10 protein-coding genes and 1 other annotated feature are annotated in these 13,039 nt (G+C 43.5%); of the genes, 6 read left to right on the top strand and 4 right to left on the bottom strand.

Features of this window, described 5'->3' with window-relative positions; genetic code table 11:
* Positions 1–383: 383 nt before the first annotated feature.
* The 3 genes from clpB to rluD all read right to left on the bottom strand — a co-directional run bounded on the left by clpB (position 384) and on the right by rluD (position 4,817).
* Positions 384–2,957: an ATP-dependent chaperone ClpB gene (gene clpB / locus AB4167_RS20375; protein ID WP_065584733.1), complete on the bottom strand. Its 2,574-nt coding sequence runs from the start codon at positions 2,955–2,957 to the stop codon at positions 384–386.
* Positions 2,958–3,099: 142 nt separating this feature from the next.
* Positions 3,100–3,840 (bottom strand): peptidoglycan editing factor PgeF, encoded by a 741-nt coding sequence (pgeF, locus tag AB4167_RS20370; protein ID WP_065584732.1) that lies wholly within the window; start codon positions 3,838–3,840, stop codon positions 3,100–3,102.
* A 2-nt stretch (positions 3,841–3,842) separates the two neighbouring features.
* Complete coding sequence (gene rluD, locus AB4167_RS20365) at positions 3,843–4,817, bottom strand: 23S rRNA pseudouridine(1911/1915/1917) synthase RluD (RefSeq protein ID WP_017059364.1); 975 nt, start codon at positions 4,815–4,817, stop codon at positions 3,843–3,845.
* Between the two features lie 137 nt (positions 4,818–4,954).
* Between rluD and AB4167_RS20360 the strand changes: the two genes are divergently transcribed.
* The 6 genes from AB4167_RS20360 (at position 4,955) to yjjX (ending at position 12,624) form a co-directional block, all read left to right on the top strand.
* Entirely contained in the window at positions 4,955–5,683 is a 729-nt protein-coding gene (locus AB4167_RS20360; RefSeq protein ID WP_017059363.1) for an outer membrane protein assembly factor BamD, read from the top strand.
* Between the two features lie 140 nt (positions 5,684–5,823).
* A complete protein-coding gene (locus AB4167_RS20355) occupies positions 5,824–7,248 on the top strand; it encodes a transporter substrate-binding domain-containing protein (protein ID WP_372136950.1) in 1,425 nt (474 codons plus the stop codon).
* 424 nt (positions 7,249–7,672) lie between these two features.
* On the top strand, positions 7,673–8,008 hold the full coding sequence (gene hpf / locus AB4167_RS20350) for a ribosome hibernation-promoting factor, HPF/YfiA family (RefSeq protein ID WP_004735034.1): 336 nt from the start codon (positions 7,673–7,675) through the stop codon (positions 8,006–8,008).
* Between the two features lie 110 nt (positions 8,009–8,118).
* Positions 8,119–8,240: a sequence feature (Phe leader region), on the top strand.
* A 12-nt stretch (positions 8,241–8,252) separates the two neighbouring features.
* On the top strand, positions 8,253–9,428 hold the full coding sequence (gene pheA / locus AB4167_RS20345; RefSeq protein WP_136982881.1) for a prephenate dehydratase: 1,176 nt from the start codon (positions 8,253–8,255) through the stop codon (positions 9,426–9,428).
* Positions 9,429–9,761: 333 nt separating this feature from the next.
* Positions 9,762–12,140 carry a putative bifunctional diguanylate cyclase/phosphodiesterase gene (locus AB4167_RS20340; protein WP_372136949.1) on the top strand — a complete coding sequence of 793 codons (2,379 nt, stop codon included), beginning with the start codon at positions 9,762–9,764 and terminating at the stop codon, positions 12,138–12,140.
* Positions 12,103–12,624: an inosine/xanthosine triphosphatase gene (gene yjjX, locus AB4167_RS20335; protein ID WP_048606829.1), complete on the top strand. Its 522-nt coding sequence runs from the start codon at positions 12,103–12,105 to the stop codon at positions 12,622–12,624. Before AB4167_RS20340 ends, yjjX begins: the two co-directional genes overlap by 38 nt.
* 119 nt (positions 12,625–12,743) lie before the next feature.
* On the opposite strand, the gene trpR is transcribed toward yjjX, so the two are convergent.
* Positions 12,744–13,037 carry a trp operon repressor gene (gene trpR / locus AB4167_RS20330; protein WP_048615039.1) on the bottom strand — a complete coding sequence of 98 codons (294 nt, stop codon included), beginning with the start codon at positions 13,035–13,037 and terminating at the stop codon, positions 12,744–12,746.
* Positions 13,038–13,039 lie beyond the last annotated feature (2 nt).

Below are 13,039 nucleotides of genomic sequence, written 5' to 3'. Positions count from 1 at the left end.
TTTTGATATTCATCAACGAGTGCCCACACAGATTGATAGGTTTAAATTGTTAAAGAGCTTTACTTGTTGAGCCTTCCTTTTAGTAAGGAGCCTCTCGAAGTGGACGGCCATTCTAGCGGATTAGATTCCAGTGTCAAACACTTTTTCCAGCTAATTTTTCAAAGCATCTTAAATGCTTATCACCGTCTTGTTACTCAGTTCAAACCGCTTGGTTATCCTTGGCAACGGAGGCGCATTATAGAGAGAATAATCCTTTGTACAAGGCTAAAAACGAAAAAAAAGCCGCCACCGGCGACCGTTCGAACACTATTCACACAAAGCGTTTAAAATAGGTACGATTAAGCCTTAATTTCGGCCAATCGTACCTACCGCTCTTACTTCAACTATTGGTGAGCAATAATGCGGTCGTTGTTTACTAATAGCTGCACTTTCTTATCTGGATTAATTTTTCCTGCCAGTATCGCTTTCGCTAACGGGTTCTCGACACTTTGTTGAATCGCTCTTTTCAAAGGTCGCGCGCCATATACTGGATCAAAGCCAACTTGAGAAATCAACTTGAGTGCTTTATCCGAAACTTCAAGCTCATAACCATTGTCTTCCATTCTCTTCTTAAGGTGCTCAAGCTGAATAGCGGCTATCGACTGAATGTGCTCTTGACCCAATGGATGGAACACCACGCTTTCATCAACTCGGTTCAAAAACTCAGGACGGAAATGTTTACCTACCACTTCCATCACTTCATTCTTTATTCCTTGGTAGTCGAGCGTATTGAAGTTCTCTTGAATTCTCGAAGAGCCAAGGTTGGATGTCATGATCACTACCGTGTTTCTAAAATCGACTGTACGACCTTGTCCATCAGTTAAGCGTCCATCATCAAGCACCTGCAATAAGATATTGAAAACATCAGGATGCGCTTTCTCTACTTCATCTAGCAAAATCACTGAATAAGGCTTGCGACGCACTGCTTCTGTTAAGTAACCACCTTCTTCATATCCAACGTAACCCGGAGGAGCACCAACCAAACGAGCAACAGAGTGTTTCTCCATAAACTCAGACATGTCGATACGCACCATTGCATCGTCACTATCAAACATGAAGTTCGCGAGTGTTTTACACAACTCCGTTTTACCAACGCCAGTTGGACCAAGGAATAAGAAAGATCCAATCGGCTTGTTTGGATCAGATAAACCTGCACGGCTACGACGAATCGCATTCGATACCACTTCGACTGCTTCCGCCTGGCCAATAACTCGCTTATGTAGAACACCTTCCATTTTAAGAAGCTTCTCTTTCTCGGCTTCTAGCATTTTAGAAACAGGTATGCCTGTTTGCTTCGATAGCACGTCTGCAATTTCTGCATCAGTGACCTTATTACGCAGCAGCGTCATTTCTTGCATTTCAGCTTGAGTCGCAAGATCTAACTGCTTCTCTAATTCTGGGATTCGACCGTATTGCAATTCAGACATTCGGTTAAGATCACCAGCACGTCTCGCAAAATCCATATCCATACGAGCTTGTTCTAGCTCTGACTTGATGTGTTGCGTGCCAGAAAGCGCGGCTTTCTCTGCATTCCACACTTCTTCAAGCTCTGCGAAATCTCGTTCTTTGTCAGAAAGCTCTTCTTGTAATGTTCGAAGGCGTTTTTCACTGGCTTCATCATTTTCATTGGTAAGAGCTTGCTGCTCGATCTTCAATTGAATGATTTTACGCTCGAGCTTATCTAGCGACTCAGGTTTTGAGTCGATCTGCATACGGATACTCGAAGCCGCTTCATCAATCAGATCAATCGCTTTATCCGGCAGTTGACGATCAGAAACGTATCGATGAGATAGTGTTGCTGCAGCCACGATTGCTGGGTCGGTAATTTCTACATGATGATGAAGTTCATAGCGCTCTTTCAAACCACGAAGAATCGCCACCGTGTCTTCAACCGTTGGTTCATCGACAAGCACTTTTTGGAAGCGGCGCTCTAACGCTGGATCTTTCTCTATGTATTGACGGTATTCATCAAGAGTCGTTGCGCCAACACAGTGGAGTTCACCACGAGCCAACGCTGGTTTTAGCATGTTACCGGCATCCATAGAGCCTTCACCTTTACCAGCGCCGACCATAGTATGAATTTCATCGATGAAGAGAATGATATTGCCCTCTTCTTTAGACAATTCATTGAGGACTGACTTCAAACGCTCTTCAAACTCACCACGATATTTAGCGCCAGCTACCAAAGCACCCATGTCTAATGAAAGTACGCGTCGGCCTCTTAAACCTTCTGGCACTTCATTGTTAATAATGCGCTGAGCCAAACCTTCAACGATAGCTGTCTTACCAACACCAGGTTCACCGATAATGACTGGGTTGTTCTTAGTACGACGCTGAAGTACTTGGATAGTACGGCGGATTTCGTCATCTCGGCCAATTACCGGATCCAGCTTGCCTTGCTCCGCTCTTTCAGTCAGATCGATGGTGAACTTCTCTAACGCTTGGCGTCGGTCTTCGGCATTTGGGTCATCAACTTTTTGACCGCCACGAACCTGCTCGATAGCTTGAGATAATTTTTGCTCAGTAAGACCTAGCTCTTTAAGCAGGTTACCTAAAGGGCCTTTATCTTCAATTGCGGCAAGTAGGAAGACTTCCGAAGAAATGTATGTGTCTTGACGCTTTTGTGCGACCTTGTCACATAGGTTGAACAAAGTACCCATTGCATTCGACAGTTGAACATCACCACCGATACCACTTACTTTCGGTACACGGTCTAATATTTCGCTTAGCTTTGAACGCAATTGAACCACATCAATATTCAGCATGGTGAGCAATGGACGAATTGCACTACCATCTTGATTAAGCAAAGACACCATTAGGTGCACAGGCTCTATATATTGGTGATCACGACCTAATGCGAGCGACTGAGCATCAGATATCGCAATTTGGAATTTACTAGTGAATCGATCGAGACGCATGCCAACCTTCCTACTCTTAGATATGTTTATCTTATGGTTAGAAGATGGATACGGTAACGCGGATTTTCAAGGGATAAGAATGAAGAATAGAGCTGTTATAAAAATATAAATGAGCTGGATGACTGGTTGCACTAGTTAAAGGTTACTCTAACCAAATAAAAGTAGCTTGGCGTCCAGTAATACCATCACGACGATAAGAATAGAACGCATCGGCATCAGCGAAGGTACATAGATTAGAGTCTGTCACAGAAGTTACACCAACTTTGTTCAGTCGTTGCGTTGCAAGCTGAGACATATTCGCTAGCCATTTGCCTGGTTCAGCTTTGGCTTCAAATGCGAGCTTAGCTTGAGAGTCAAAACTAACGAAAGCTTCCAACACATCATCGCCTACTTCAAAAGCTTGTTTGCCTATTGCAGGACCAAGCCAAGCAATGATCTTATTCTCTGAACCTAAGTTTGAAAACTTTGCGACGGCATTTTCAAGAATGCCACCAGCAAGACCACGCCAACCAGCATGAACTGCAGCAACTTGAGTGCCTTTGGTATCAGTAAGGATTACAGGTAAGCAATCGGCTGTCATCGCAGAACAAACAACATCTTTAGCTGTGGTAAATGCACCGTCAGCATCAAGAATATCTGCCGTAGGGTGTAAAACCGTAACGACATCTGTTGAGTGAGTTTGATGTAGCCATACCGGAGCGGCAGGCATATTAGCGTGTTGCTTGAGCCAGGCTCTGTTGTTTTCAACAAGCGAAGCATCATCCCCAACATGCGTACCTAGGTTTAATCCTTGATACGCACCAGTAGAAAAACCATCAAAACGTGTCGAAGCAAATGCTTTCACGTTTTTTGGTGCATTCCAGTTAGGGATGATCATCGACATGATTAAATGTCGTCTTCCAAGTTTTCGCGCGCATCAACACGTAACGCTTCAGCCATCACGACCATGTCATTTGGCACAGGAGCGTGGAACTCAACTTCTTCACCTGTAATTGGGTGAACAAATTTAAGCATAACGGCGTGCAGTGCTTGGCGATCAAAAGAACGAATCATTGTTGTTAGTTCTTCAGATGCACCTTTTGGAATACGAGCACGACCACCGTATGCAACGTCACCTAGCAGCGGATGCTGAAGGTATGACATGTGAACACGAATTTGGTGAGTACGACCCGTTTCTAGGCGTAGACGAATACGAGTATGCTCGCGGAAGTGCTCAGCAACACGGTAGTGAGTTACCGCTGGCTTTCCTAATTCATTTACATCCATCAAGGTACGCTTAGTTGCATGACGGCTAATGCCTTTCTCTACCACACCACCAGCGGTCATTTTGCCAATTGCAATTGCTTCATATTCACGAGTAATACGACGCTTAGCAAGAGCACGCACAAGACGAGTTTGAGCTGGAACCGTTTTAGCCACAACCATAAGACCTGTTGTGTCTTTATCAAGACGGTGCACAATACCTGCACGAGGCACTTCTGCAATCTGTGGGTAATGGAAAAGCAATGCGTTTAGTATGGTTCCATCCGGTGTGCCTGCGCCTGGGTGTACAACCAGATCGCGAGGCTTATTGATAACCAATAAGTCATCATCTTCGTAGACAATGTTTAGAGGAATATCTTGTGCTTCCCAGCGCTCTTCATCTGCAAGTTCAGCTTGCAAGATGATCTCTTCACCGCCCAAAACCTTAACGCGCGGCTTTGTAATAACTTCGCCATCCACTTGGATTTTGCCGTCAAGAAGCCACTCTTTAATGCGAGAGCGAGAAAAATCGGTAAATAGTTCAGCGACAGCTTGGTCTAAACGTTGACCTAACTGGCTGCTTTTTACTGTGTCTGTTAATGTGATCTGCTGAGCCATATCGAACTTTTTTAAAAACCGTGAGACTAATACCCATTAGTATGGATAAAATAGAATAATTGCATCATTGTATCTGTTACTGGTTAGAAAGTAACGGAAGCTTACGAAATATTTAATTCAAGGAATCGACGCCTGACATGAAACACCTTACTTTATCGGGTCTATTAGCCGTATCACTCTTGGTTGGTTGTTCAAGTAGTGAAGAGATAGTGCCAGATGTACCACCATCGGTTCTCTACTCTGACGCTCAAGAATCACTGCAGAGCGGTAGCTGGCTTTCAGCAATAGAAAAGCTAGAAGCCCTAGACTCACGTTACCCATTCGGCGCCTATTCTGAGCAAGTACAGCTCGATCTGATTTACGCTTACTACAAAAATGATGACTTGGCACTTGGCCTCGCTACCATTTCACGTTTCCTACGTTTGAACCCAACGCATGAGAAACAAGACTGGGTTCTTTACATGCGCGGCTTAACGCACATGGCGCAAGACCGAAACTTCATGCACGATATTTTTAATATCGACCGTAGTGACCGAGATCCTGAACCAGTGAAACTTGCGTTTGCTGACTTCAAGCGACTACTCGAACGTTTCCCTAGTAGCCCTTATGCTGAAGATGCACAAAAACGCATGTTCGCACTTAAGAACCGCCTAGCAGAGTATGACTTAGCAACCGCTGATTTCTACCTACGCCGCGAAGCTTGGATTGCTGCGATCAACAGAACGCAAGAGCTGCAAAAAACTTACCCAGACACCATTGCTGCGCGTAAGTCTTTAGATATCCAGCTAAAAGCTTATCAACAACTCGGCCTAGATGACGCTGTGTTAAGAACAGAAAAGTTGATTGAGTTAAACCCACTACCTTAATCAAACCTCTTACATCTCAATCCTAAAAGCGCGCTAATTTACTAGCGCGCTTTTTTTCATCTACATATCGCAAACTTGATGGATCGCATAATACACGGTATCTTCAAAAGATAACTTTTAACAAAACATCAACATGGAGTGTGGATGTGAGTAGGTTGTTATTATTTATCTGGATATCGCTATTTAGCCACTTATCCTACGCATTAGAACTGTCTCCATTAAGCAATAAGCCTTACATGGGTGACTTGGATGTGCTCAAAACCAAAGGAACGGTTAGAGTGCTAGTGTCTGCCGATCTTGGTTTCTATTACATCGAGGATGGCAAGCCAAAAGGCATCGTGGCAGAAATGCTCTACCACTTTGAGAAAAGCCTTCGTAAGAAACATCCCTATCTCAATGTTCAAATCATCCCCGTGCAACGAGATGATCTACTTCCCTCTTTAGAGTCTGGCTATGGTGATGTCGCTGTCGCTAACCTAACGATCACCGATAAACGATTACGAACCATCGATTTTTCGGATCCGATGATTAAAGATGGTAAAGAACTCATTATCACAGGGAAAAAGGCCGAACCTATCACCGAAATCAAACAATTGAGTGGCAAAGAGGTGTGGATACGAGCAAGCTCGAGTTACTTCGAGAGTGTACAAATAGTTAATAAGGAGCTTAACGAGCTAGGTTTACCACCACTGCATGTCCACTTTATCGAGGAGTCATTACAAGACTACGAGCTGATAGAACTGGTTAACCAAGGTTATATACAAGGCACAATTCTGGATAACCATAAAGCCAAGCTCTGGATCGATGTAATGGAAAACATTCAAGTCCATAACGACTTACCTTTACGAGAAAATGGTCGTATTGCTTGGGCTTTAAGAAAAGACAGCCCTCAACTGAAGAAAGAGATAAACAAATACGTCAAGACCGCACGAACAGGCACCCTGCTTGGGAATGTCATCTACCAGAAATACATCGACAATACTCGCTGGTTAGGCCGAGCACTCAACCCCAATAAAGTAGACCGAGTAGCTAAACTCTCAGATGTCTTTGAAAAGTATTCGAGCAAGTATGAATTTGATCCTTTGATGATGTCAGCTCAAGGTTTCCAAGAATCAGGACTGGATCAGAGCCGGATTTCTCATCGCGGGGCTATTGGTGTGATGCAGGTATTACCGAGTACCGCCAAAGATAAAAACGTCAACATCAAGAACATCCATAAGGTGGATAACAACATCCATGCGGGTGTGAAGTATATGCGCTTTATCAAAGACCGGTATTTTGACGACCCGGCAATATCACCCGACAATCAAATCTACTTTACCTTGGCTTCTTACAACGCTGGTCCTGCTAAGATCAGAAAGATGAGGAGCATTGCCAAGCAGAAAGGTTACAACCCAAACATCTGGTTTAAAAACGTAGAAATCATCACTCGCAAATACGTGAGTAAAGAACCCGTAACCTATGTTGCCAACATCAATCGTTACTTCGTAATCTATAAACAATTACAAGCTATCAATGCTATCCGAGAGGACGGCACAGCGAGATTACTGAACACTAACGACTAGGATCGCCTCCATCCCAGAGCTGGGGAGCCAAAGGTATTAGGTAAAGCTAAAAAACACAAAAGCCGCATAAGAATACTTATGCGGCTTTTGTTTATCTAATTCTGAAGAAGCTTATGTAGCGACCTATATTACAAGACCTATATCACAAAACACTATTGAGTAAATTTCAATCAAGCACTTTCCATAGGCTGTAGGACGCCCCTAAAAACTGATTTAATTTTTAGCGAAGCCTTGCCTCCAAGTTATCGTTTTTCATAAGGATAACAAGCATTTTTCGCCAAAAAGATACTAAGACTTGCGTAAGATCACATTTGATTTTAATGCTTATCCCACCCAACCAAAACAAGATCTAGATCACATTCTTTATTCCTGAAAGTCGTAATCTGAAGTTAACCCATGAGGGATACAACAGAGGAAAACTTCTATGAAAATGAACATCACTGGTAAAAACATCGACATTACCTCTGCAATCCGTGATCACATAGAAAGCAAATTTAAAAAGCTAGATAAATGGCAAGTAGACATCATTGGCTGCCAAGCGAGCTTTAGCGAAGAACCAAACAAGAAGAAGAAATTTGAAGCGGTACTAACCGTACCAAAAGGCCAACTTGTTGCTTCATCAATCCATGACGACCTCTACGTAGCGATCAACGAAGTAGAACAAAAACTAGAGCGTCAACTCAACAAGCTACGCCATAAACCAGAAGCGCGCCGCGCTGAAAAGCCTGAAATCGAAGAGCTAGAAGCTGAAGTAGAATAAGGAAAGAGAACAGATTAAAAAATAGCGCCTCAGGGCGCTATTTTTTTGCTTGACGCTCGTAGCTCGCTTGCTTATTGTGTTTAAACATTCATAAAACAATCACTTTTTATGCACACTCAATCTTTGTTTATTTTTGACTTCTTTTTTCTTCCGTAAATCGGAGGCTAAGTCGTTTTAGAAAAACAAGTCAAAAACGAACAAGAAGCCTCCCACACTAGGGAGGCTTTTTTATAAGGACACATTTATGACTGACCGCTCAATTTCACTGGATGATATCCGCCTTCGTCTTAATGATTTAGACGACGAACTCCTGAAGTTACTTTCAGAGCGTCGCAAGCTAAGTATCGAAGTCGCTAAAAGCAAAGTAGAGACATCAAAACCAGTTCGTGATGCAGTACGAGAACAACAACTATTAGTTAAGCTGATCAACAACGGCAAAGATAAATACGAACTTAATGCGCAGTACATTACCAAGCTGTTTCACACCATCATCGAAGATTCCGTTTTACTACAACAGTCATACTTACAAAACCTAGCGAACCCGCAAAGCCGTAAACCATTGGCTCGCGTTGCATTCTTAGGTTCTAAGGGATCGTATTCTCACCTTGCGAGCCGCGAATACTTCAGCCGCAAGAATATGGAATTGATTGAGCTGAACTGTAATCACTTCAAAGAAGTCGCATCAACAGTAGAGTCTGGCCATGCCGACTACGGTGTCCTGCCGATTGAGAACACCAGTTCAGGGTCAATTAACGAGGTCTACGACCTGTTACAGCATACGACTCTATACATTGTTGGCGAACTTTCTCAACCGATTGAGCACTGCCTTGTTGCTAAAAGTGATATCCGTTTAGAAGACATCAAAACACTCTACTCGCACCCACAACCTCATCAACAATGCAGTGAGTTCTTGAGCCGCCTTAAGGGTGTCAACCTTGAGTCTTGCGCAAGCACCGCTGATGCAATGAAAAAAGTTAAAGAATTGGGTGGTAATGACGTAGCTGCTATTGGTAATGCATCGAGCGGTAAGCTTTATGGACTACAGCCAATCCAGAGCAATATTGCAAACCAAACAGAGAACCACACTCGTTTCATCGTAGTGGCGCGTAAGCCTGTTGAAGTATCGACTCAAATACCAGCGAAAACGACGCTCATCATGTCGACATCTCAAGAGGCGGGTTCTTTGGTAGAAACACTACTGATCCTGCAACGCTTAGGCATCAACATGACCAAGCTGGAATCTCGTCCTATCATGGGTAACCCTTGGGAAGAGATGTTCTATGTCGATTTAGAGGCGCATCTGGATTCAGATAATATGCAGCAGGCGATAACGGAACTAACGGCTATTACTCGTCACCTAAAGGTGTTGGGTTGTTACCCAAGTGAGAACATCAAAGCGACTCAAGTTAAGTTGTCATAGCTGAAAGCGAGTATCAGCTTTTAGCTAACATAAGTATTTGGCCTACAGTAGGCCAAATACTTAAATCACCCTCTAGTCGAGCACCATTCGAGCTAAGAACACGTCCCCTAGCAAGCCTGAAACACAATTCACTTGTTTCGCACATTCTGCACGCTTACTCCCTCCACTGCTTGAGCCTTTCTAACAAAAACTCATTAGTGGCTTTTTTTATCAATAAAGACAAAACCTTACCCCCTTCACAGGAAATCATCGAACTACGTATAATTAATAGCGAGTAAGCATTAAGTAACATAAACTTATGCGCTTAATTTATAAATAGTGTTGTCATTAACTATGAAGCTAAGTACTAAAATCTTACTACTGATAGCCCCTGTGATACTGATCAGTACCGCGGCTTCTAGCTATATTATTTATTCGACGCAAAAAAGCAGTTTCATCAAACGCGAAGACAACGCACTTCAACTGAACATGGAAAAACTAGCCGGATACTTTCGCCAATCTCGTTCGTTCCTCAATAGCTACTCTTACACCTTGACCCAGAGTGATATGGTGAAGCGTTATTTTCTCACTGATCAAAATCTATCTCGCGATCTTGAACTGGTCAGTAATCTTCGAGAAGCCATTCATTTCCTGCAAGATGACGATGAAAGCTATACAGGTTTAGCGCTTCTTAATGGTGATCGAAAACTGCGTTATTACGCGGATAATAGCAATGACTCACGCACTCAGATTGACAGTAAGATATTGGAGTATGTTGACCTGCACTATCAAGACACCTTAGCAACATCGAGTACCAACTATATTCAAAACTCCCAAGGCGAAGGGATGTTGGTTCACTATGACAAGGTAGATAGAAAAGCGATTTTCCCAACCGTTAACAATCAACCCGACGATGTGTTCTTTGTTGTTGTCTCTGTCTCTCTCGACAAATTTAATGCGCTGAGAAAACAGATAGAGTTCGACTACCAAACCAGCTTGTTCTTCACATCCATAGCGGTTTCTTTGGAAAATGATGTTACTCACTCAGTCAAGCTTGCACCAGAACTGTACGCCACGGTCGATCCGGCGCAATTCCTGTTGGAAAACAAGCTCGATTCAATTTGGAACAAGCTGAGTTTGTCGTTTGCACTGTCTGCGTTTGTAACTGTCGCTCTTCTACTCATGCTTCTGTCTCGCACTGTGATTACTCCAATAACGCGGCTCGATCGACAGCTACAGCAAGTCGAAAAAAAACAACGTAAGAACATCGAACGCTTGGGCACTCGTGATGAGCTTGGCCGCCTATCACAGCGTTTTTATGACATGTACCAAGAGTTAGATAACACCTACCAACAGACCAAGCTCTTGGCCGAAAATGATCAGTTAACCCAAATAGCCAATAGGCATCAGTTTCAAACCTTCGTTCAGCAATCGTTGCCAAAACCGAGTTCGAATACCGAAACCTGGGTTCTCTATTTTGACTTGGACAACTTCAAGTTTGTGAACGACAAATACGGACATCAAATCGGCGACTCGATTCTGGTCTCTTTTGCTCAGCGTATTTCAGATATTTGTCGTCACTATAAAGAGGAGTTCGACGCTCATTGTATGCCAGCCCGACTTTCTGGAGACGAGTTCGTTGTCTACATTAACGCTCCTAGTCACCGAGGAAATGTCGCGCATCGATTCTCGAATGATTTACTGACTCCACTGCAAAAAGGTTTTGTCACCGAATCAGGCAGCTTTCCGATCACGGTCAGTATTGGTATTGCGACCTACCCTAATGATGGCAACTCAATCGAGAAGCTACTGTCCAACGCGGATACTGCGATGTACCAAGCCAAGCGTGCCGGTAAAAACCAATTTGCTGACTATTCACGGGATTTAGACAAAGCCATTCAGCGCCAAGCAGACATTGAACGTGCGCTCAGAGGTAAGAATTTTGATGATGAATTCAGGCTCGTTTACATGCCCTACATGGATTCTACCGGGACTGATGTTATTGGCGTTGAGGTGTTATTACGTTGGAATTCAAAGCAACTTGGTTTGGTTCCACCAGATGAGTTCATTCCAATAGCCGAACAAACCGGGCTGTTCGAACATGTTGACCGCTGGGTAATACAGAATGCGTTTGCTTCATTCCATCGACTTCAGACTCAATTTGATCACTCGATTCAATTGTCGATCAACTTATCTTCTGCTGGCATTGAAACCACTCACCTTGCGGGTTTCATTAAAGAACACGCGGAGTTAAATCGAATTCCACCAAGCCTAATCGATTTTGAAATCACTGAAACCTTTTACTCAAACTCAGAAGGCTTCCCATTGCTGAATGAGCTGTCATGCATGGGTTATCGACTTGCGATTGATGATTTTGGTTCCGGTTACACCTCTATCACTCAACTGGTGCAGTATCCAACTCAGAAAATTAAATTGGATAAAGCGTTTTTGGATACCTTAATTGAAACCGATAACCAGAACATCGTAAAACCAGTTATCGGGTTGTGTCATGCTCAGGGGAAAAAGGTCACCGCCGAAGGGATTGAAACTCAAGACATGCACCAGTGGTTACAGGATGCACAGTGCGATATGCTGCAAGGCTATTACTTTGGTAAACCTATGCCATTAGAAGAGTTGAGTGAATGGTACCGACAACATCAACTCAATCTAATCGACAACAAAAAGAATCCGACACATGAAATCTGTAATCATCGCATCGCTGAACCCAGCTAAAATCAACGCCGTTAAAAGTGCGTTCTTATCTGCTTTTCCTGATACTGAATTTGATTTCAAAGGCATCAGCGTCCCTAGTGGTGTCGCCGATCAACCGATGAGCAATGATGAAACCTATCAAGGTGCCGTGAATCGTGTTCACAACGCAACTCAAGCTCAGCCTGATGCAGACTTCTATGTTGGTCTAGAAGCGGGAATCGAAACAAACGTTACCTTTGCTTGGATGGTGATCGAAGCGAATGGCCAACGTGGCGAGTCTCGTTCAGCAAGCCTGATGCTGCCACCAGCCGTGCTTGAGAAGTTAGAGCATGCAAACGAGTTAGGGGATGTGATGGATGAAGTGTTTGGTACCGACAATATCAAACAGAAAGGTGGCGCCATTGGCCTACTGACCCATAACCAATTATCACGCAGTTCGGTCTATCATCAGGCTTTAATTTTGGCTCTGATCCCATTTGTGAATCCTGAGCACTTTCCTATTTAGTACTTCGTTAAATTTCGAAGTTCAGAGAATAATCTTCAGAAACAAAAAACGCTAACATTCAGTTAGCGTTTTTTATCGAATTCGTATGCTCACTATCGCGTGATAGCTTAATTCCATTATTACTTTAACAATAGGTCGGCGATCACGGCTTTCTCTTGTTCAGATTTGGCCTTTAGCTCATTTGAGCCTCTGGTTATCGTCGCGACGCCTACTCCCAGCATTTGACTCACCTGTCGTTGAGACATATCGCCTTTCATCAGCTCACAGAAGATATTAATTCGAGCAACCAGAGCATCTCGCTCGTCTGGTGTCATCATCATGGTCAACAACAGCTCGTGCTGATCTTTTTCGACAGCCGTCTTTACCAAGTCCATCAGTTGTTGCCAATTATCATATTCAGGTTGTGATGCCATAT

It is taken from the genome of Vibrio sp. 10N.286.49.E11, assembly GCF_041469505.1.
In the GTDB taxonomy this organism is placed as follows: Bacteria; Pseudomonadota; Gammaproteobacteria; order Enterobacterales; family Vibrionaceae; genus Vibrio; species Vibrio crassostreae_C.
The sequence above is the reverse complement of the archived record's forward strand: the minus strand, read 5'-3'. Positions and strand labels throughout refer to the sequence as shown.

Excerpts from the sequence above, each read along its gene's own strand:
- clpB (WP_065584733.1), bottom strand. The coding sequence starts at position 2,957 with ATGCGTCTCGATCGATTCACTAGTAAATTCCAAATTGCGATATCTGAT.
- pgeF (WP_065584732.1), bottom strand. The coding sequence starts at position 3,840 with ATGTCGATGATCATCCCTAACTGGAATGCACCAAAAAACGTGAAAGCA.
- yjjX (WP_048606829.1), top strand. The coding sequence starts at position 12,103 with ATGAAATCTGTAATCATCGCATCGCTGAACCCAGCTAAAATCAACGCC.
- AB4167_RS20340 (WP_372136949.1), top strand. The coding sequence starts at position 9,762 with ATGAAGCTAAGTACTAAAATCTTACTACTGATAGCCCCTGTGATACTG.
- AB4167_RS20360 (WP_017059363.1), top strand. The coding sequence starts at position 4,955 with ATGAAACACCTTACTTTATCGGGTCTATTAGCCGTATCACTCTTGGTT.
- rluD (WP_017059364.1), bottom strand. The coding sequence starts at position 4,817 with ATGGCTCAGCAGATCACATTAACAGACACAGTAAAAAGCAGCCAGTTA.
- pheA (WP_136982881.1), top strand. The coding sequence starts at position 8,253 with ATGACTGACCGCTCAATTTCACTGGATGATATCCGCCTTCGTCTTAAT.
- trpR (WP_048615039.1), bottom strand. The coding sequence starts at position 13,037 with ATGGCATCACAACCTGAATATGATAATTGGCAACAACTGATGGACTTG.
- hpf (WP_004735034.1), top strand. The coding sequence starts at position 7,673 with ATGAAAATGAACATCACTGGTAAAAACATCGACATTACCTCTGCAATC.